We start from the raw sequence: 20,702 nt of genomic DNA, 5'->3' as shown, positions 1-20,702 counted from the left end.
GACAGACGAGGGAACGGCTGAATGCACTGCATCCAGCCGTTTTTTGTTACTGGCGGTAGGCTTGTTTGATTTGCTTAACGGTGTTAGCAAATACCGCAGATTCAGCCTGGTCTTCCATCTCCGCGATTTGTTTTTCCATTTTAATGATCACACGACCGGCATCAGCCTGGCCCATCGCCTGCAGCATCAACGTTAGCAATGCTTTCAGGCAGTTTACTTCCTGTGCCAGTTCCTGGTTATTCTCCGCAGTGGCAAATTCAGGTGTGCTCATTTATTTTCCTCATTATTAAACGGCGCTTAAGCGCGACGACGAAAGTCAAGGCGGCGGAGTATACCACAAGCTGAAGCAAAAAATGCAGTGGTTGTTTTTTGTACTTTTACGTGGAGGTTTAATTGCGTAAACAGAACGTACCGGTAAACTTAACCGCCGTTAAAGGCTATTAATTGTTTATGCCCGGTTCGCTTGCCGTTAATTATTGTTACAAAAATTTGAGATCTGTTTTTTTGCAGGAAAAGCCTGCAAGTTTTTTGTAACTTTTTGAATACAGATGCTTAAAAAAAGCTGCAAAAGCACTGACTGCATGGTCTCTCTTTCCACGGACTGTACAGCCTAATTTCCAAAAACGAGAGCAAAATCGAATAGCCGGTTTTTTAACGTTTTAATCTTGTGAGGAAAACCGTTAATATAAACCAAATTATCACTCAGTAGCGTTATCCCTATTCTGGAGACATTTCCTTTGATCAACGTCCTTCTTGTTGATGACCACGAACTGGTGCGCGCAGGGATACGACGCATTCTTGAAGATATTAAAGGTATTAAAGTTGCCGGTGAGGCGTGCTGTGGCGAAGATGCGGTAAAATGGTGCCGCACAAACTCGGCAGATGTGGTACTGATGGATATGAACATGCCCGGTATCGGTGGTCTTGAAGCAACACGCAAAATCGCGCGTACTTTTGTTGATACAAAAGTCATCATGCTGACCGTGCATACCGAAAACCCACTGCCCGCGAAAGTGATGCAGGCGGGCGCAGCGGGCTATCTGAGCAAAGGAGCGGCGCCGCAGGAAGTCGTCAATGCGATCCGTTCCGTGTATGCAGGACAGCGTTACATTGCTTCCGACATCGCACAGCAGATGGCCCTGAGCCAGATCGAGCCCGAGAAAACCGAATCACCGTTTGCCAGTTTGTCCGAGCGTGAATTGCAGATTATGCTGATGATCACTAAAGGTCAGAAGGTGAATGAGATCTCGGAACAGCTGAATCTCAGCCCGAAAACGGTCAACAGCTATCGTTACCGTATGTTCAGTAAACTGAACATTCATGGTGATGTGGAACTGACGCATCTGGCCATCCGGCATGGTTTGTGTAATGCGGAGACGTTGTTAAGTCAGTGAGTGATGTGTTCGATTCAAAAACATTTCTGAAAACCGTAACCAGCCAGCCTGGCGTCTATCGCATGTATGACGCTGGCGGTACGGTTATCTACGTGGGGAAGGCAAAAGATCTTAAAAAACGTCTCTCCAGCTATTTTCGCAGCAACCTGGCCTCCCGTAAGACCGAAGCGCTGGTCTCACTCATTCAGAATATTGATGTCACCGTCACGCACACGGAGACAGAAGCGCTGCTGTTAGAGCACAACTATATTAAGCTCTACCAGCCGCGCTATAACGTCCTGTTGCGTGATGATAAATCCTACCCGTTTATTTTTCTGAGCGGCGACACCCATCCGCGCCTCGCCATGCACCGCGGTGCGAAACATGCAAAGGGTGAATATTTCGGGCCGTTCCCTAACGGCTATGCCGTGCGTGAAACGCTGGCGTTGCTGCAAAAAATCTTCCCAATCCGCCAGTGTGAAAACAGCGTTTACCGTAACCGCTCGCGCCCGTGCCTTCAGTACCAGATTGGTCGCTGCCTGGGGCCGTGTGTAGCCGGGCTGGTGAGTGAAGAGGAGTATGCTCAGCAGGTGGAGTATGTGCGCCTGTTCTTAGCTGGAAAAGACGATCAGGTCTTAACGCAGCTTATCGCGCGGATGGAAAAAGCCAGTGCCGCACTCGAGTTCGAAGAGGCCGCACGGATCCGCGACCAAATCCAGGCGGTGCGCAGAGTCACTGAGAAACAGTTTGTCTCGAATACCGGTGACGATCTCGACGTTATCGGCGTAGCCTTTGACGCCGGGATGGCCTGCGTGCACGTGCTGTTTATTCGCCAGGGCAAAGTGCTCGGCAGCCGCAGCTATTTTCCGAAAGTGCCTGGCGGTACCGAACTGGGTGAAGTGGTGGAAACCTTTGTCGGCCAGTTCTATCTGCAGGGGAGCCAGATGCGCACGCTGCCTTCTGAGATCCTGCTCGATTTTAATCTTGACGATAAAACCCTGCTGGGCGAGTCGCTCTCTGAGCTGGCGGGGCGTCGGGTCAATGTACAAACCAAACCGCGCGGCGATCGTGCGCGTTATCTGAAGCTGGCACGCACCAACGCGGCGACGGCGCTCACCACTAAGCTATCGCAGCAGTCGACGGTGCACCAGCGTTTAACGGCCCTGGCAACGCTGCTTAAGCTGCCGGAAGTGAAAAGGATGGAGTGTTTCGACATCAGCCATACGATGGGGGAACAGACGGTGGCCTCCTGCGTGGTGTTCGATGCTAACGGCCCGCTGCGCGCCGAGTATCGTCGCTATAACATCACCGGCATCACGCCGGGCGATGACTATGCGGCGATGAATCAGGTGCTGCGTCGTCGCTATGGTAAAGCCATTGAAGAGAGCAAAATCCCGGATGTGATCCTGATTGACGGTGGGAAAGGGCAGCTCGGGCAGGCGAAAGCGGTATTTGAATCGCTTGATGTCAGCTGGGATAAAAACCATCCGCTGCTGCTGGGTGTCGCAAAAGGGGCCGATCGTAAGGCCGGGCTGGAGACACTGTTCTTCGAGCCGGAAGGTGAGGGCTTCAGCCTGCCGCCGGATTCACCGGCGCTTCACGTCATCCAGCATATTCGCGATGAATCACACGATCATGCCATCAGCGGTCACCGCAAAAAACGGGCGAAGGTGAAAAATACCAGTAGCCTGGAAACGATTGAAGGCGTGGGGCCAAAACGTCGCCAGATGCTGCTGAAATATATGGGCGGATTGCAAGGATTACTCAACGCCAGCATGGAGGAAATTGCAAAAGTGCCGGGTATTTCGCAAGGGCTGGCAGAAAAGATCTACTACTCGTTGAAACATTGAGGGCTCTGTAGCAACATAGAGCTAAATTTTACTGACAACAAATAGTTACCGTCACTATGCAATATAATATCCCTACGTTGCTCACTCTTTTTCGTGTTGTACTCATCCCGTTCTTTGTGCTGGCGTTTTACCTGCCGGTTGTCTGGGCACCCTTTGCGTGCGCATTGATCTTCCTTATCGCAGCGGTAACAGACTGGTTTGATGGCTATCTGGCGCGCCGCTGGAATCAAAGCACCCGTTTCGGCGCCTTTCTCGATCCGGTGGCGGATAAAGTGATGGTCGCGATTGCCATGGTGCTGGTGGCCGAGCACTATCATACCTGGTGGGTGACGCTGCCTGCGGCAACCATGATTGGCCGTGAGATTATTATCTCTGCGCTTCGCGAGTGGATGGCGGAACTGGGAAAACGCAGCAGCGTGGCGGTCTCGTGGATTGGTAAAGTGAAAACGACGGCGCAGATGGCGGCGCTGGTCTGGATGCTCTGGCGTCCGAACGCCTGGGTTGAGTGGGCGGGAATTGGCCTGCTGTGGGTAGCGGCAGTGCTGACGCTGTGGTCAATGCTGCAATATTTGAACGCTGCCCGAGGGGATTTGCTTGATCAGTGATCGTATCGCCGTAATTTTCAGCAAACGATCCGGGGATGCAAAAAATAACGTTGACTCATAACGTCATATCAGTAGAATGCAACGCATCGAACGGCGGCACAGTCAGCCGGACGATAATGAAATCAAGTGGTTAGACATTTACTTGATGACATGCGGGAATAGCTCAGTTGGTAGAGCACGACCTTGCCAAGGTCGGGGTCGCGAGTTCGAGTCTCGTTTCCCGCTCCAGATTAAAGACATGCGCAGTAGCGGGTGTCAGTTTAAAAAGTTTTACGGCGCGTTAGCAAAGCGGTTATGTAGCGGATTGCAAATCCGTCTAGTCCGGTTCGACTCCGGAACGCGCCTCCACTTTCTTCCCTGGCCGGATGGTGGAATCGGTAGACACAAGGGATTTAAAATCCCTCGGCGTTCGCGCTGTGTGGGTTCAAGTCCCACTCCGGCTACCATGGGAAACAAAGAATAATCAAAGCAATAAGCAGTGTCGTGAAACCACCGAAAGGTGGTTTTTTTGTGCCTATCTTTCGCCATTCAACTTCGCCACAACAAGAGGGCACTACTGCCCAGCGACCACCACTCAAATGTGGATCACGCGAAAAGTTGCGGTTGATTTCATCCTATTTGATGCCATTCCGTCATTCTATTATGACAGGAAGACGTTAAGACTAAGTCTTTAACATCAAGCCCACCAATCGGTGGGCTTTTTGATGGAGTATGAGCAATTGAGGTCTTCAACGTTCGTCAAAAACCTTAAGTATCGCGATTCGGTATATAAAGTAACCAAGGACAATGAGAGCACCAGACGCTGCACCCCAGATAAAACGGGATTCGTCTTTTGAAAATGAAAAGAAATAAATACAGGACAATAGGCCCGCAGAAGCAATTCCCATCCCCAACCCGCGCAGAATTCTGGATGCTATTAATTTGATAATGTCCTGAGTGTTCATAATCCACCAAAAAAGTATTTACATACTTCGTTAAATTCATGCTTGTTTACATCTGCTACGCTGCATGCGTCAAGAAAAGGTTTCAATTTTTCTTCAACAAGAAAATACAGAAGATCTAAATCACCCATACTCTTAAGTCGGTAGTAGAGTACAGGGTTCTGGTTTTCAAGCTTTCTAGCCGTATAGATAGCTCTCGATGTTTCTGCGCCAATCGTGAGAGCGCTTCCGATGACCACGCCAGCGGCGAACGAGGTCATAATGCGTGACGATACGGCAGGCCTAGTTTTACTCCGGTTAACTCAGCGAATATGAATTTACCAGCCATTACGCCAGTAAAATTTTGTGCAATGCCCTGAATATTATCAATGTTCACTTTTGACATGAACTCTCTGATAACGGCGTTAACTATTTTTTGAGCTTCCTGATTAACCGATATTCCTCGTTTGAGCATGTTCGCCATCCTCACACGATCATCAAAATTAGCGTGGCGATGAGCTGTGTCTATAAAGTCATAACCGAGGTAATACATGCTAACCGGAAAAGAGAGCATTCCCTGCGCTACAGAAACCAGGAAGCCGGAATTCTCTAATATCAAGCCCGGAAAGCAGGGCGATTTTCAGCTAACCTGCAACCAATCTTAAACAAACATTTCACTCGTCAGACACAGGTTGCCGCCGCTGATAAACTGGTTGGTATCCACCCCGGAGAGCGGAAGGTTATTGTCATGCAATATGAAGAACAGCAGCTTATCAACGGCCTTTTCGAGCGTCTTAAACAGGCCGGACAACAAAACAGCCAACGGGATGCAGATGCGGAGCGTCAGATCGCTGAATTCGTCAGACAGCAGCCTGCGGCCCCCTACTATATGGCGCAATCGATTTTGATTCAGGAAGCGGCGTTGAAACGCCTGCAGTCCAGGGTTCAGGAGCTGGAAAGCGAATTAGCCGCGCAAAAAAGCAAACCCTCGACGGGCGGCAGTTTCCTCGGCGGCCTGTTTGGTGGCGGGAAAAATAACCCGCAGCCTGAAAACAGCTGGAATGCCCAGCCGCAACAGCCGCCGGCGCAGGATTACTCTCGGGCGCCAGCGCCGGCTACTCGCGGCGGCGGTTTTATGGCTGGCGCGCTCCAGACAGCCGCTGGCGTGGCCGGTGGCATCGCGCTGGCCGAGATGCTTACCAGCATGTTCCATCAGTCGCGGCCGGAAGAGATAGTGAACATCATCGAAGAACCGATAATACCCGTCGGTGGTGAACCGTTTGTCGGTAATCAATACGGCGACTTCAATAACGTCTCTGACACCCGTTTCCTCAACCAGAACGATCCGCTCGGTAATAATAACGACGCCTGGCAGAACGACGATGTAGATGACGACTACAGCAATGACGACGACAGTTTTATTTAACGACGTTATCGTGTGACTACCGAAATGAAGTGAACCCCGAAAGTTGGATATCCTACGATTAGGGGTTTTGCGTTTCCGGGTCAAAAGAATCCTTCGACGCTACCCCTGAAGGCTCATAAATTAGATTCGTTTTACTACTTTCCTTACTAGCAAACCTGTAAGAATTGCCGGAAGCAATTTAAATAAAGAGGCGATATCGACTAAGGTATCCTCCAGTTCTTCTATTCCGTATGTGCCGAAATGGTCCATCACTGTATAAGCGCATTCGGCAGGTATCAAATCACACCCCGCCCAAATACGCCTTCCTCACCTCCTGATTCCCCAGCAGCTCCTCGCCGCTGCCGGTCAACCTGATCTGTCCGTTTACCATCACATACCCGCGGTCAGAGAGCTTCAGCGCGTGATGCGCATTCTGCTCCACCAGAAAGATAGTCATGCCGTTACGGGCCAGCTCGCGCAGATTCTGGAAGATCTGTTTCACCACAATCGGCGCCAGACCGAGGCTCGGTTCATCCAGCAGCAGCAGCTTCGGACGGCTCATCAGCGCCCGGGCGATCGCCAGCATCTGCTGTTCGCCACCGGACATGGTCATCGCGCGCTGCTTGCGCCGCTCTTTCAGGCGGGGGAAAAGGTCAAACATGGTTTGCATATCTTCAGCCGCAAACTGGCTGCCGATGGGGATGGTCCCCATCAGCAGATTCTCTTCAACGGTCATATCCGGAAAAATTCGTCTGCCTTCCGGCGCCTGCGCAATGCCGCCGGACGCGACGTAGTGGGTGGATTTATGGCTGATATCTTCACCGCCGAAAAGGATCTGCCCGCTGCGAATACGCGGCTGGCCAAAGATGGACATCAGCAATGTCGATTTTCCCGCGCCGTTTGCGCCAATCAGCGCCACGGTTTCCCCCTTATTCACCTCAAGGGAGACCTGCTTCAGCGCCTGAATGACGCCGTAAAACACATCCACCTCGCGAAATGCCAGCAGCGGTTCGCTCATAGGGAGACCTCGCTTTCGTCCGTGCCCAGATAGGCGGCAATGACCTTTTCATCATGCTGGATCTGTTCAGGTTTTCCTCTGGCAATCACATCGCCGTGGTCGAGCACGATAATGTCGTCCGAAATCTCCATCACCATCCCCATATCATGCTCAATCAGCAATACCGTGATGTCATGATGATCCCGCAGAAAGCGAATAATGCTGCTCAGCTTATGCGTTTCAACCGGGTTCAGTCCGGCTGCGGGTTCATCCAGACAGATCATTTCCGGCCCGGTACACATTGCCCGCGCGATTTCCAGTCGCCGCTGCTGGCCGTAGGACATCTCTCCCGCCAGGCGATTGGCGTACTCCACCAGATCTACCACTTCCAGCCAGTAGAAGGCTCTGTCCAGGGCGTCGCTTTCTGCCCGCCGGTAGGACGGCGTATTCAGGATCCCGGCAAGCAGATTGCGGTTAACGCGCATATGCTGCGCCACCAGCAGGTTTTCCACGACCGACATCTCGCGAAAAAGACGGATATTTTGAAACGTGCGCGCCAGCCCGGCACGGTTGACCAGATGGGTTCCGCCGAACATTTTGTAGAAAAGACGCTGCCCGAGCTGCGCGGGGTTAATCCAGTCGCCGGGCTGGAATTTTTGCCCGAGGACCTGAATGACGTTGGTCGTTTTATGGCGGGTATTAAATAAAATGTTGCCGCCGGAGGCTCTGTAGAAGCCCGTCAGGCAGTTAAACACGGTAGTTTTTCCCGCCCCGTTTGGCCCAATCAGGGCGGTAATGGAGCCACGCTGCACGTCCAGGTTGACGTCGTTTAGCGCTTTAATCCCGCCGAAGTGCATCATCAGATGTTCAACGCGTAGTATCGTTCCGTTCATGGTGCGACGCCCTTACGCACGGCAAACCCGCTGCGGTTGATGCGGATCAAACCGCGTGGACGCCAGATCATCATCACCACCATCAGCATGCCAAACAGCAGGACGCGGTACTCGGCAAAACTGCGCAGCAGTTCCGGCGTTACCGTGAGCACAAAGGCGGCCAGCACCACGCCAAGCGTAGAGCCCATACCGCCCAGCACCACAATGGCGAGGATCAGTGCCGATTCAAAGAAGGTAAACGAGGTAGGATTCACGAACCCCTGATAGGTGGCGAAGAACACCCCGGCAATGCCCGCGGTCGACGCGCCCAGCGTAAAGGCGGAAAGCTTAACCAGAACATGATTCAGCCCCATTGAGCGGCAGGCAATTTCGTCTTCACGCAGCGCTTCCCACGCCCGACCAATCGGCATTCGCGTCAGGCGGTGCTTAATGTAGAGCACCAGCATCACCACCAGGAACAGCACCGCGTAGATAAAAATAAACTTCATGTTCGGGTTGTAGGTCAGGTGGAAAAATTCGTGGAAGGGCACGCCGCCTTCTTTCGCGCGTCGTCCAAATTCCAGGCCGAAAAAAGTGGGGGGAGGGGCCGACACGCCGTTGGGTCCGCCGGTGAAGGTCAGCCAGTTGTTCAGTATCAGGCGAATAATCTCCCCGAACCCGAGGGTGACGATGGCCAGATAGTCACCGTGCATGCGCAGTACCGGGAAACCGAGCAGGGCGCCTGCGGCGGCGGCCATGATCGCCGCCAGCGGCAGCATGCTCCAGAAGCCTAAGCCGAGATACTGGTACCCCAGCGCCAGACCGTACGCCCCAATCGCGTAGAACGCGACATATCCCAGATCCAGCAGACCGGCCAGACCCACGACGATGTTCAGCCCCAGACCGAGAAGCACGTAGATCAGCCCGAGAATGGCGACGGTCAGCACATATTTAGTGGCAACAAACGGAAAGCAAATCGCAAGAGCAATCACCAGAGGAATAATCCAGCGCATGCGGCTTTTGTATTCCGGTGGACGGACATATACGCCTGCGCTATCGGCTTCGAAGCGTGCCTGGAAACGGGCGCCCGCGGCGGTACCTAAAAAGGCGCTCAACAGAAAACGTCCGAGCATTACGGTGCCAACCATCCAGGCCAGGCGCTGCCCGGCGAAGGTAAAGCTGTACCCGTCCAGCACCACGCCCGCGATGGGACCGAAGATAATCAGCGCAACCAGCCCGGAAAAGATCGCGTCCAGCATGCAGCGTTTAAGTGAAAAGCCGTGTGATGTCATCATTCTCTCCTTCACACCTTGGCCACAACCGGGCGCCCGAGCAGTCCCTGGGGACGGAAAATAAGGATCATGACCAGCAGGCCGAACGAGAAGACGTCTTTATAGTCCGAGTTCACCATGCCCGAGAACTGGGCTTCCGCCACGCCCAGGATAAGGCCACCGAGCATGGCGCCAGGGAGGGAGCCGATGCCGCCGAGTACCGCCGCCGTAAAGGCTTTAATGCCGATCACGAACCCGACGTAGAAATCAAAGGTGCCGTAGTTCATGGTGATCAGTACCCCCGCCAGGCCCGCCATCGCCGCGCCGATAACAAAGACAAGCGAAATAATCCGGTCGGTGTTAATCCCCAGAATGGAGGCCATCTTACGATCCTGCTGGACCGCGCGGCACATTCGCCCCAGCCGGGTACGATTGATTATCCAGGTGAGCACCAGCATGCCGGCAAACGAGGCCAACAGAATAAACACTTTGGTGTAGGTTATCTGCACGAACCCGTCGCCCAGATGCAGGCGAATCACGCCGTCCAGCATGGTCGGCACCCCTTGCTGGCGCGGGCCCTGGCTCAGCTGCGCGTAATTTTGCAGGATAAGCGACATCCCGATGGCGGAGATCAGCGGCGCCAGGCGCGTGGAGTTACGCAGCGGCTTGTAGGCGATACGCTCGATGGTCCAGCCGTACACCCCGGTGACCACAATCGTGAACACCAGCGTCCCGAGGATCAGCAGCGGGAAGGACTGCAGTCCGAAGAACGAGAGCAGCGCCAGGCCAATGGCGCAGAGATAGGCGGAAATCATATACACTTCGCCGTGGGCGAAATTAATCATGCCGATAATGCCGTACACCATGGTATAGCCGATGGCGATCAGGCCGTAGACGGAACCCAGCGTTAAGCCATTGATTAACTGTTGCAGGAAGAATGTACTCATCTTAGCGCGCTCGTTTTATAGGCCGCGCGAGACGCGCAGCCTGATGTTTATTACGCGCCGACGGGCAGGCCCGCCGACGTTGAGCGTGACTCCGTCCCGTTACTGCACTTCCTTATATTTTCCTTTGTCGTCCCACTGGTAAACAACGTAGTCAGACACTTTCAGATCGCCTTTGCTGTCCCAGGCTTTTTTGCCCATCACCGTGTCGACGGAATTGGCCTTCAGCCACTCGCTGGCTTTGGCAGAGTCCTTGCCGCCGGTGGCCTTGAAGGCCGCGGCAATGGCCTGTACGGAGGCATAGGAGTAAAGGGTGTAACCTTCCGGCTCGAATTTACCGGCGCGGAATTTCTCGATTACCGCTTTACCGTCCGGGATCAGGCGCGGGTCTTTACCGAAGGTCATGTAAATGCCGTTGGTGTACTGCGGGCCGCCCGCCGCGGTCACCATCTCCTCGTTGACGATACAGTCACCGGAGAAGAATTTGGCCTGCACGCCCTGTTCACGCATCTGGCGAACCAGCGGACCGGCTTCCGGGTGACAGCCACCGAAGAATACGACGTCCGGTTTTTGCGCGCCGATCTTGGTGACCAGCGCGTTAAAGTCTTTTTCACCGCGGGATAACCCTTCGTACATCACATCCTGAACCCCGCGTTTCGCCAGCGCCGCTTTGGTAGCGTCAGCCAGACCCTGACCATAGGTGTCTTTGTCGTGAATAATCACCACGCGCTTGGCTTTCAGCTTGTCGATGATGAAGTCGCTGGCAACCTGGCCCTGCTGGTCGTCGCGGCCGCACATGCGGAACATGTCGCTCATACCGCGTTCGGTAATCAGCGGGTTAGTTGAGCCCGGGGTGATGGCGATAATCCCCGCATCGCTGTACACCTCGGAGGCGGGCATGGTGGAAGAGGAGCAGAAATGACCGACCACGGCGTTGACTTTATCCTGGTCAACTAAACGGTTGGCGACGGCGACGGCCTGCTTGGGCTCGCAGGCGTCATCCCCCTGAACCAGTTTGATCTTCTCGCCGTTAATGCCGCCTGCGGCATTAATGTCTTCAGCGGCCTGCGTTGCGCCATGCCAGTACTGATCGCCATAGGTCGCATTGGGACCCGTGAAAGGCCCGGCCACGCCAATCACAATATCTGCCCGGGCGGAAAACGCCGTCACCAGGCAACCGGCCAACACAAGAGAAAGAGGAGTTCTGATTAATTTCAGCGACATTATTATGTTCCTTAGCAAAGAGGTTTTTGCGACACGGCGTAAACCCGAACGACCGACGGCGCAGCCAATCCGAAACACGAGCAAGAACAAAATGCACTAAACGAACAAGATACAGACGGCATCCTGCATATTACGGCGAGATTTCCCTGCGCAGAGGCGCGCGAAGAACGTTAAGCAAAAACGTTGCCAGAATGGTTAACCCATTGACGAGCTTGCGACATGTTTGAGTATAGAGCGCCGCGTTATGCCGCCTTGCGGGAGGAGAAGAAATTACAGCGGAGATCACATATCGTTAACAATAAAGCCCATAAGTTGTGCAAAGGTCACGATTTGCACGTTTTTGCAGCAATAAAGACCTAAACTTCAGCCCGGAGAGGCGTGAGATATGTGTTAGGATCGTTTCTTTTTTGCAGGAGTATCAGCGATGACTGAAGGCCCATTGAATGAAAGCGAAATGGCGTGGCTTGAAGAGACGTTAATGTCTTACGGTCATGATGACGCGTCCGTGATTGACGTGTCCGAACTGGACGGCATGCTTACCGCAGTGCTTTCCGGTCCTGTTGTCGTTGAGCCAGATGCCTGGCTGGTGGCGGTGTGGGGTGGCGAGAAGTACATTCCGCGCTGGAAAAACGATCGTGAGATGAACCGTTTTATCGATCTCTGCTTTAAGCACATGAACGATATTGCCGAGCGCCTGAGCGAGTACCCGGATCAGTTTGAACCGATGTTCGGTTATAACGACGTGGACGGTGAGAGCTATACCGTGGTGGAAGAGTGGTGCTATGGCTATATGCGCGGCGTGGCTCTGACGGACTGGTCAGCCTTGCCGGAAGCCCTGAAGGCCGATCTTGACGTGATTGCCCTGCACGGGACGGAAGAGAACAGCGAGAAGCTGGATGAACTGTCCGAAGAGGAGTACATGTCCAGCATCGAAAGCATCCAGCCTGCGGCGCTGCGCCTGTATAACTACTGGGTAAACAACCCGCAGCAGCCGGAAGCGAAGAAGCCGACGGTGAACGGCACGAAGGTCGGGCGTAACGATCCGTGTCCTTGCGGCAGCGGGAAGAAGTTTAAGAGCTGCTGTTTGCACTGAAACATTTTTGTGGCTTTGTTCGTTCACCTTAAGACCAGTAGAAGGTAATACGTTCTTAACCTGTGAACGAGATAAGGGGCCGTCGAGGCCCCTTATATGGCAAGGCGTATCAGACCGTGAATAAGCTGAATGTCTATTGTTGCTCATCGAATATCTTTGATCTCTACACCCCGAAGTGCTTAGTTGTATTCTTGGATTGTCATATATCTTTCTGGTATTTATTTTATCTTTTCATTTAATTCATGAATGTTTATTTTGCGATTATTTGCGTGTTGAATAAATTAAATTCTTTATCCCTTTCTGTGAAATAAGGTTTTAATGTTCGGTCTCCAGGCGTATATTTTGATTAACCTTATCGGTTGTTCAAAAGGATAATTGACGATGGCAGGACAATCAGACACGGTTCAATATCAGGATACACTGAATCGTTATTTACTTTATTTTCCCAGAAATAAAACCGTTTTATCTGATGTTCACTCGTTTAGCGGGGAAGAAGAACTCAGTAAACCTTACCGTTATACTATTCGCTTTACCAGCCCAACACCGAACATCGCGGTTAAAGACGTCCTTAACCAGATAGCCGAGTTTATTCTGCGTGCCCCGAATCCGAGAGCAGGCTGGCATCATCAGGATCCCTGGCTGCCGGTGCGGCAGATAAATGGCGTAATCACGTCATTTTCCCGTCTGAAGTCGTCCGCCGATGAAACGCTGTATGAATGTGTGCTGGAGCATGAACTGGCGCTGATGGACCGAAATTACCGTTCGGCCGTGTACATGGATATGACGGTGCCTGAGCTCGTCACGAAGTTAATGAAGGACAGCGGACATTTTCAGGGTTACAACATCGATTTCGACCAGCTGGGCTTCAGCTACCCGCTGCGGGAAATGGTTATCCAGTGGAAAGAAACCGATCTCCAGTTTATCCGCCGCCTGCTGGCCGAAGTCGGGATCTGGTTTCGCTTTGAAAATCACGACAAGGTACCGGCCGAAACGGTGGTGATTTTTGGTGACGGGGGCCGTCGCTACGTTTTCAGCGATAAAAAGCTGCCATATGTCCGTAATTCGGGCATGACCAGTCATGAAGAGTACGTTACCGGGCTCGAAGAGCGCTACCAGCTCATTCCCGAAAACGTGCTGGTCCGCACCTATAACTATCGCGATCCGTTTTCTCCACAGGCGGATAAAACCATTACCGACAACGACATTCCTGACGGGATAACCCGCGGCAAACAGTACCACTACGCCGATCACTTTCTGAGTGAAGGCGACTTTTATGGGCAGGAGGCGGAAACGGCTACGTTTTACGCGCGCCTGCGCTATGAGCGTCTGCTGAACAATCAGAGCGTGCTGGGGGTGACGACCAGCGATCCGGAACTGCTGCCGGGCGTGATGTTTAACCTGACAGGAGATATTCCTGCCGGGTTTAAGCCCGGATTCGTTGTCACCACGATGACGCTCTCCGGCAGCCGCGCGGAGCACTATCGCGCCATCCTGAAGGGCATTCCTTATATGCACGGCTACAGCTACCGTCCGGACTATCTGCCGCGTCCGGTGATAGCCGGAACCGTGCCCGGCCGCGTGGCGGCCATTAATCGCGATCCCACGTATGCCGGAGTCGATGCGCAGGGCCGCTACCGCGTGAAGTTTGATTTTGACCTTGATGAAAAACGTGACGGCTTTGAAAGTGCGCTGATGCGTCTGGGCAGACCGTACGGCGGGGATGTGTTTGGTTTTCACTTCCCGCTGCTGGACGGGACGGAGGTGGCAGTCGCCTTTGAAGGCGGCGACCCGGACAGGCCGTATATCGCGCACGTCATGCATGACGGCAGCCATCCGGATTTGGTCACAAACCGCAACGATACCCGCAACGTGATCCGCACGGCCGCCTCGAACAAAATCCGCCTTGAGGATCGCCGGGGTGAGGAACATATCAAGATTTCCACGGAGCACGGCAAGGGACAGGTCAGCGTCGGCCACCTGGTCGATGCCACGGGGAAAAAACGCGGGCAGGGCGTGGAGGCCCGCACCGATGACTGGATGGCGCTGCGTGCCGCCAAAGGGGTGCTCATTACCACAGAGGCCCAGTCCCGCGCGCAGGGCCAACAGCTGGATATGACGGCCGCCATCGCGCAGCTGGAAAAAGCATTGTCGTTGGCGATGACGCTGCAACAAAGCGCCTTAACGGCCGGTGCCGGGAATGTGGATACCGATCGGCAAAACCAGCTGGCTCAGGTGATGAACCAGCTGACAGGGCCGGGCATTCTGGCGTATGCCGAAAAAGGTGCCGCACACGTCACCCCGCAGAGCCTGCAGCTGTCCGCCGGGAAAGACCTGATCGCAACAGCAGGACAGGATGCCAGCGTGAACGTGGTGAAAAAATTCTCGCTGGCCGTGGGGGAAAAACTCTCGCTGTTCGTCCGCAAGCTCGGCATCAAGATAATTGCCGGTGCCGGGGATATCACGACGCAGGCCCAGCGTGGTGCCATGCACATGCTCTCGCAGAAAGATTTCACGATGGCGAGCACTGCCGGGAAGCTGAACGGCAGCGCCAAACAGGGCATACAGCTGGTCTGTGGCGGCGGCGGGATCCGTGTCAGTCCGAACGGACTGGTTACCATCTTCTCGCCAACGGGAATCGAACTGAAAGGACCCAACCTGAAGTATGACGGTCCGGAAAGCTCGCAGGTCACGGTCCCGCCGTTCAATAAGGGCGCATTTAAACTCCGCTATCAGCTGCACGCCGGAGACGACCCGGAGCAAATTCTCGCAAACAAAAAATTCAGGCTGACCAGCTCGGCCGGAAACGTGGTTGAGGGTGTTACGGACAGCAACGGTCATTCATCGTTACTCGATGCCGATGACCTGGATACCTACAAAATGGAGTTACTGTAATGACGGAAGCGAGGAAAAGCCCGTATGCGCCACGGGTAATATCAGAAGGGGATATTCCTGTACACAGGGATTTGGGGGAAGTCGCTCAGACCTGCCGTGTGGGCGTACCGCGCCCGATGCCGGGGATCGTTATTCTGGTCCACGGCGTGAATGATGTAGGCGAAGCGTACCAGAATCAGGAGAAGGGCATTATCGCGGGCCTGAGTAAACGTCTTGGCCGCACAGATTTTTACACCCATGAATGGGGGGAATACAGAATCACCCGTCCCGGCCGTTCACCGGTTATCCCGTTTTACTGGGGGTATAAGCCCGTCACCCATGCGGATTATGTTGCAGATCAGAAGCGGTACCGGGATGAAGTGGGTAAGCTGAAGGACCAGGCTCACCTGCCGTACGATGCCTATCAGGAAGATAACCCTGATAAAAAAGCCGATCTGGGTAATGACGGAAAAGGCGCGTATAAGTACCAGAACGATAACTTTGGTAATGCGCTGGAAGCGAACTTTGCCAAAGGGGGCGGCACCTTCGCGAACGCCACAACCAATATTCCCGACATGCTTGGGCCGGGGGCGGGTGGTGTGGCTCTGGCGGCTGCGGGATTTGCATCACTGCATATGAATGACGGGGATTACACTCACCCTATCTATGAAAACCCCCACCGAATCTATCAGTTTTTTGCTGCCCAGCGCCTCGCTGATTTGATTTTACAAATCCGAACCGAAGAGGCAACTAAACATGATGTTATTAACATCGTGGCGCACAGCCAGGGGACCATCATCACCATGCTGGCAAATATGCTGGTAAAACAGGCAGGACAGAATCCGGTGAACTGCGTCATTCTGAATCATTCCCCTTATTCACTGGAGTCCCGCGTGGCTGAAAATATTCAGCCCGGATACCAACAGACGGATGCCGCCAGACAGAAGACATTCAAAAATTTCTGTAGCCTGATGTATACCCAGTGGAAAGGGGGAGGAAAATTAGACGAGGATGAATTACTGACCCTGGAAGCCTCCTGTACGTTGCGTAAACCTTCAGATAACCCGCTGCGGGGTGATGATCGATATTGTCGGAACAACAACGGCAAAGTGTACAACTACTTCTGCCCGAACGATGGTGTTGTGTCACTTGAGAATGTGCAGGGGTTCGGCTGGGGTGGTATCCCCCAAAAAATAGCCAGTGTTATTCCTAACCTGTTCCAGCGAGTTTTTTATCAGCATGGCGAAGTAGGAAAAGCACCTGACACTAAACCCTTTGCGTTGCCACAACGAAAAGATGGGGATGCAAAATATTCGTTTCTCCCGAATGCCAGCTACCGAGCCCATGACGTAGTGATAAACGGTGAAGAATTGCCAGAGCCCTTTATTTTCAAACTACAGGGTCAGGATAACCATCCTGATAATGACCCTGAAACGAGTGACAAGCCGTATACGTATTATATCGACCCGGATAGCCCAGACGCCTACATATCCTATTCAGCTAAAGCCAGTGCCATTAAGCGCACGGATTCTGCGATGTATATGCTTAACAGTTATCAGCGTATTAGCTGGAAGCCTGGGCATGTTTTAACACCAGATGAGCTGAAGGGGGAAAGCCTTGACCGGGGGCATACCGTTATTCACGGGGAAGTAACTGGTTCAAAAGATTACCCTGTGTTGTCCATTACCTGGCTGAAAACCCGTGAAGAACTTGAAAAAGAATGGAAAAAAGTTGACCCGGTAAGCTACAGCCAGCATTCGTCAATTGTCATGAGCGAGTTTGCACCATCGCACGCGATGGCGTTCGACCTTGCAATTGGTCAGTGTAAGTCGTTTGACTACAAAGCCGGTAAATTCTGGGAAAGCCTGTTACACCGCGCTGACTGGCGTGACCCGCAGAATGGCTATCCTTTCGCCAAAGAATATTACCGAACCGGTAAGTTAGATAACGTGACAACAAAATTTTTCATGAACAAGCCTGATGACATTCTACCAAAAGGTGATTTCGGGGTGGAAAACGATTATGCAGGTATCCGGCCTCGTCCGCGTAATCTTATGGATATTGAGACGGGAACTGTCAGGCCGGGAGATTTTCAGGAAATAAAGCTGCTGCAATGGGAAATGCCAAAGCCTATGAGTGACAGCCAGTTAGCTAAAGGATAAACATGAAAGGGTTATGTATAGGGATTATTACTACTGCTGTTTTATTTGCGGCAGCTTGTAAGGCTTCAGAACCGCCAACACAGGTGGTTTACCGTTTTGATGATCATCGCTATCTGGAGCTGAAAGGTTGGAACTGCGAGGGCGAACTCTGGTATACGGATACAAAACGGGGCATTCATACCGAGCCTGTGAGTCAATTTTATCGGATATTTACCCGAAAATTTATTCATCCCTCAGAACGTTATATTGCAATTCCCACTTGGGATTCTCCCGGCTCCATGATTTCGAAAGATTATGGGCAAACCTGGTTTCCTTCAGCATTCTCTCCTGGAGAAAATGAGCCTAACGGTGATTCTTCGCCACCGTACGATGATGTTCTTTCGTTCACCGTCGTCAACGATCAGGGTTTTTTGCAGACCAAACACCGGCTTTATATGTCGTCAAAGCCGTTTGATGACCCGCGCATTTTGCCTGGTGGGTCGGGGATTAAATATCGTTTAGACAGCGGTGAAATGGATGAAATTACGCCAGATGCCCCAGGGTGGTCTTGGGGGATGGTTTATTTTACGCAGGAAGGTTTACAAGGAAAGGTTATGCGCCGTGAGGCCAATTATCAGGACCTCCCCGATAAAGTGCCGGAAGTAAAAGGTTATACCGGATGGGACCACATGCGGTGCGATATGGATGCGGGGCGATAAAGCATGAAAGGATTATGCACAGGTCTGACAGCTGCAGCTGTATTTATGGCAGTTGGTTGCCAGGCGAAAGAGCCACCGACGCAGGTGGTGTACCGGTTCGATGACCATCGTTATCTGGAGCTGAAGGGATGGGACTGCGAGGGTGAACTCTGGTACACGGATACACAGCGGGGTATCCACACGGAGCCAGTCAGTCAGTTTTACCGGATATTTACCAAAAAATATGTGCATCCATCAGAACGTTACATTGCGCTTCCGACCTGGGATGTAAGTGGTTTTCTTGTTTCGAAAGATTACGGTCAGACTTGGCATGATGCACTGTTTTCCCCTGGTGAAAATGATCTTAATGGAATGAATGCCCCACAGCAGGAAGATGTTCTTTCTTTTACCGTCGTCAACGATCAGGGTTTTTTACAGACGAAACACCGGCTGTATATGTCGTCAAAGCCGTTTGATGACCAGCGTACTCTGCCCGGTGGATCTGGGATTACATATACCGCGTCAGATGGCGCTATACATCACCTAAAGCCTAATTCTTCTGGTCCTGCCTGGGGGCTGGATTACATCACCAAACAAGGTCTAAAAGAAGACACTGTCCAGTTTAAAACGAACTATCAGGACCTCCCCGATGAAGTCCCGGAAGTAAAAGGCTATACCGGCTGGGACCACATGCGTTGCGATATGGATGCAGGAAGGAAAGGATACTAATGAACGGCGTAATTCGACTCAATGACCCACTGGTGAGCGGCGGGAAAGTAATTAAGGCGTCAGGCGCGCAATTTATGGGCCTGCCTGTGGCTCTGAAAGGCGATGAAGTGAAGTGTACGGAGCATAAAGGCACGTTCCCTATTAACGATTGTCACCCAACCTGGACGATGAACGGCCGCGGCGTGGTCGTGGACGGCTGTAAAGCGGCGTGTGGTTGTGCTATCCGGACCACGCTACCTGTTGCGGGGGCTGTGTGATGAACTGGTGGTTGTATCCTAAGCAGGACGAATTTAAAGAAGACTACCCCTATCTGGCAGTTTTTATCTTATATGTGATCGTCGTGATTATCTGTATTGCTGTTCGGACAGTCACCTGGCCGGGTAATAAACATGTAGATCTCGATTTTCTTGCCCAGTCCGCGGTTATTCCGGTTGTTTTTCTGACGGGGTTCGTTCAGATGTGGTCTGTCGTTTATCACGGCATGAGGCACTACATGGAAACGAGGCTGCTGATTGCCGCCCGGCAGGAATACAAGGTTGTCAGCTTCGCCAGGGGGAACATTACCCTTGGTGGCTGGTCCGTACTCACTCCACCAAAGGCAACAAAGGAACTGGCACTGAGAATGCTGAAACTTGAGGGAGAGTTTCCGCTGGCCGCTAAAATGCCGTTGAAAATCGAGCTGGAAGAATCGTTCGATTTCACGAGGGCCGGGCAGGCAGTATCCCGCGTTCTGGAGCCCATGGCAGTGAAACTTTCTCGGTACCAGCAGATTGAAGCGCTGGTGTGGGTTCGGGGCGGGGATGAATCCTTTAGCGATGAACTCCTGCGCGTGCTTGAACGTTCTGCGATCGCGACGAAGAAAATCACTTTTTTACCTGAATGCCCGGACTATACGCAAGTCACGGAATGGATAAATCTGTCGAAAAGCTACGTCGTTCAACGGCTGCTTATCTGCGTCGATCTGCATTCTGACGAAGAAGCATCTAAACAGATGGAAAATGTTACGGCACTTCTCTTCACGAACGACTACGTCAAAACAGCAGGAGAAAAACCGGTTTATTTTTATCAGCCGATGACGGGTGTCACAGACGTAGAAATCAAAGTGCCCGTTTATATGAGGACAGAAACCGTCAGCAAGCCTAAGCAACTCTGGTATACCGGGTTATCCCGCACAGAGAAGTATCCGCTGCTGGAAGTGCTGGACGAGAACAAAGTGGTGCCGGACAGGCTGGAGCTTGAGGCTTCGCTCGGCGAGCGCTCTGCCGGTTATCAGTGGCTGATGCTGGCGCTGGCCGCTGATGCGGTTATGTATGGTCAGGGCGATCAGCTTGTGGCCGCGTCCGCACAGAACCATTTTGCCATGGCCGCGCTATCCTCCCGGTTGACCTGCCAACCCGATTACCCCGAAGAAAAAAGATATACGTTGCCGTGGCAAGCTGGCGGGATTGGCGGTCTGATGTTGTTTTTTGGGCTGATGTTAAGCATTGCCAGCGTTGATGAAGCCGGTAAAACTCTGTCCGGCTGGTTTATAACGATAATGGCGGTTCTGTTAATAGGTTTATTCCTTGGGATGGGGGCATTGTTTACCTGGTATTATGGTGACAAAGCTTATGAGCACATGGGGATGTGATGATGAATGAAGCAATAATTTTAACGACAGCATTCCAGATGGTGATAATCGTAATATAAGGGATTGATTAAAGGGGAAT

Annotated in this window: 19 protein-coding genes and 3 tRNA genes; 14 read left to right on the top strand and 8 right to left on the bottom strand. The window is 52.6% G+C overall.

Annotated features, from left to right (window positions below; translation table 11 throughout):
* Positions 1-46 precede the first annotated feature (46 nt).
* Both ACW9E7_RS12175 and ACW9E7_RS12170 read right to left on the bottom strand, forming a co-directional pair.
* Positions 47-271 (bottom strand): DUF2594 family protein, encoded by a 225-nt coding sequence (locus ACW9E7_RS12175; RefSeq protein ID WP_008500345.1) that lies wholly within the window; start codon positions 269-271, stop codon positions 47-49.
* Positions 258-338, bottom strand: coding sequence for a hypothetical protein (locus tag ACW9E7_RS12170; protein WP_432442649.1), 81 nt, complete (start codon positions 336-338; stop codon positions 258-260). Before ACW9E7_RS12170 ends, ACW9E7_RS12175 begins: the two co-directional genes overlap by 14 nt.
* 399 nt (positions 339-737) lie before the next feature.
* On the opposite strand from ACW9E7_RS12170, the gene uvrY reads away from it, so the two are divergent.
* From uvrY to ACW9E7_RS12140, 6 genes are all read left to right on the top strand, one after another.
* The gene (gene uvrY, locus ACW9E7_RS12165) at positions 738-1,394 is read left to right on the top strand and encodes a UvrY/SirA/GacA family response regulator transcription factor (RefSeq protein WP_111964857.1); all 657 of its coding nucleotides are present in this window, start codon (positions 738-740) and stop codon (positions 1,392-1,394) included.
* The gene (uvrC, locus tag ACW9E7_RS12160; protein ID WP_115875721.1) at positions 1,391-3,223 is read left to right on the top strand and encodes an excinuclease ABC subunit UvrC; all 1,833 of its coding nucleotides are present in this window, start codon (positions 1,391-1,393) and stop codon (positions 3,221-3,223) included. Before uvrY ends, uvrC begins: the two co-directional genes overlap by 4 nt.
* A 56-nt stretch (positions 3,224-3,279) precedes the next feature.
* A complete protein-coding gene (gene pgsA / locus ACW9E7_RS12155; RefSeq protein WP_008500348.1) occupies positions 3,280-3,828 on the top strand; it encodes a CDP-diacylglycerol--glycerol-3-phosphate 3-phosphatidyltransferase in 549 nt (182 codons plus the stop codon).
* A gap of 152 nt (positions 3,829-3,980) precedes the next feature.
* Positions 3,981-4,056: transfer RNA gene (locus ACW9E7_RS12150), tRNA-Gly, on the top strand.
* A 46-nt stretch (positions 4,057-4,102) separates the two neighbouring features.
* Positions 4,103-4,176: transfer RNA gene (locus tag ACW9E7_RS12145), tRNA-Cys, on the top strand.
* Between the two features lie 11 nt (positions 4,177-4,187).
* Positions 4,188-4,274: transfer RNA gene (locus ACW9E7_RS12140), tRNA-Leu, on the top strand.
* A 751-nt stretch (positions 4,275-5,025) separates the two neighbouring features.
* Here the strand turns inward: ACW9E7_RS12140 and ACW9E7_RS12135 are convergent.
* Complete coding sequence (locus tag ACW9E7_RS12135) at positions 5,026-5,223, bottom strand: hypothetical protein (RefSeq protein ID WP_458727830.1); 198 nt, start codon at positions 5,221-5,223, stop codon at positions 5,026-5,028.
* Positions 5,224-5,496: 273 nt separating this feature from the next.
* On the opposite strand from ACW9E7_RS12135, the gene ACW9E7_RS12130 reads away from it, so the two are divergent.
* On the top strand, positions 5,497-6,174 hold the full coding sequence (locus ACW9E7_RS12130; protein WP_458727829.1) for a DUF2076 domain-containing protein: 678 nt from the start codon (positions 5,497-5,499) through the stop codon (positions 6,172-6,174).
* A 280-nt stretch (positions 6,175-6,454) separates the two neighbouring features.
* Here ACW9E7_RS12130 and ACW9E7_RS12125 read toward each other — a convergent pair whose 3' ends face one another.
* From ACW9E7_RS12125 to ACW9E7_RS12105, 5 genes are all read right to left on the bottom strand, one after another.
* Positions 6,455-7,171: an ABC transporter ATP-binding protein gene (locus ACW9E7_RS12125; protein ID WP_458727828.1), complete on the bottom strand. Its 717-nt coding sequence runs from the start codon at positions 7,169-7,171 to the stop codon at positions 6,455-6,457.
* Positions 7,168-8,043: an ATP-binding cassette domain-containing protein gene (locus ACW9E7_RS12120; RefSeq protein ID WP_133294714.1), complete on the bottom strand. Its 876-nt coding sequence runs from the start codon at positions 8,041-8,043 to the stop codon at positions 7,168-7,170. Before ACW9E7_RS12120 ends, ACW9E7_RS12125 begins: the two co-directional genes overlap by 4 nt.
* A complete protein-coding gene (gene livM, locus ACW9E7_RS12115) occupies positions 8,040-9,314 on the bottom strand; it encodes a high-affinity branched-chain amino acid ABC transporter permease LivM (protein ID WP_149366619.1) in 1,275 nt (424 codons plus the stop codon). The genes ACW9E7_RS12120 and livM overlap by 4 nt, the downstream gene beginning before the upstream one ends.
* An 11-nt stretch (positions 9,315-9,325) precedes the next feature.
* Entirely contained in the window at positions 9,326-10,240 is a 915-nt protein-coding gene (locus tag ACW9E7_RS12110) for an ABC transporter permease subunit (RefSeq protein WP_115875715.1), read from the bottom strand.
* A gap of 99 nt (positions 10,241-10,339) precedes the next feature.
* A complete protein-coding gene (locus tag ACW9E7_RS12105) occupies positions 10,340-11,461 on the bottom strand; it encodes a branched-chain amino acid ABC transporter substrate-binding protein (protein WP_033145885.1) in 1,122 nt (373 codons plus the stop codon).
* Positions 11,462-11,885: 424 nt separating this feature from the next.
* Between ACW9E7_RS12105 and ACW9E7_RS12100 the strand changes: the two genes are divergently transcribed.
* The 7 genes from ACW9E7_RS12100 (at position 11,886) to ACW9E7_RS12070 (ending at position 20,623) form a co-directional block, all read left to right on the top strand.
* Positions 11,886-12,554: a YecA/YgfB family protein gene (locus tag ACW9E7_RS12100; RefSeq protein WP_458727827.1), complete on the top strand. Its 669-nt coding sequence runs from the start codon at positions 11,886-11,888 to the stop codon at positions 12,552-12,554.
* Between the two features lie 381 nt (positions 12,555-12,935).
* On the top strand, positions 12,936-15,446 hold the full coding sequence (locus tag ACW9E7_RS12095) for a type VI secretion system Vgr family protein (RefSeq protein WP_458727826.1): 2,511 nt from the start codon (positions 12,936-12,938) through the stop codon (positions 15,444-15,446).
* Positions 15,446-17,587 (top strand): T6SS effector phospholipase Tle3 domain-containing protein, encoded by a 2,142-nt coding sequence (locus tag ACW9E7_RS12090; RefSeq protein ID WP_458727825.1) that lies wholly within the window; start codon positions 15,446-15,448, stop codon positions 17,585-17,587. The genes ACW9E7_RS12095 and ACW9E7_RS12090 overlap by 1 nt, the downstream gene beginning before the upstream one ends.
* Positions 17,588-17,589: 2 nt before the next feature.
* Positions 17,590-18,285 (top strand): T6SS immunity protein Tli3 family protein, encoded by a 696-nt coding sequence (locus ACW9E7_RS12085; protein ID WP_458727824.1) that lies wholly within the window; start codon positions 17,590-17,592, stop codon positions 18,283-18,285.
* A 3-nt stretch (positions 18,286-18,288) separates the two neighbouring features.
* Positions 18,289-18,993 carry a T6SS immunity protein Tli3 family protein gene (locus tag ACW9E7_RS12080; protein ID WP_458727823.1) on the top strand — a complete coding sequence of 235 codons (705 nt, stop codon included), beginning with the start codon at positions 18,289-18,291 and terminating at the stop codon, positions 18,991-18,993.
* Positions 18,993-19,250, top strand: coding sequence for a PAAR domain-containing protein (locus ACW9E7_RS12075; protein ID WP_458727822.1), 258 nt, complete (start codon positions 18,993-18,995; stop codon positions 19,248-19,250). Before ACW9E7_RS12080 ends, ACW9E7_RS12075 begins: the two co-directional genes overlap by 1 nt.
* A complete protein-coding gene (locus ACW9E7_RS12070; protein ID WP_458727821.1) occupies positions 19,247-20,623 on the top strand; it encodes a hypothetical protein in 1,377 nt (458 codons plus the stop codon). The genes ACW9E7_RS12075 and ACW9E7_RS12070 overlap by 4 nt, the downstream gene beginning before the upstream one ends.
* The last annotated feature ends 79 nt before the right edge of the window (positions 20,624-20,702 follow it).

It is taken from the genome of Enterobacter sp. H2G27 (genome assembly GCF_054403075.1).
This window is presented reverse-complemented; position numbering and strand designations above follow the sequence as displayed.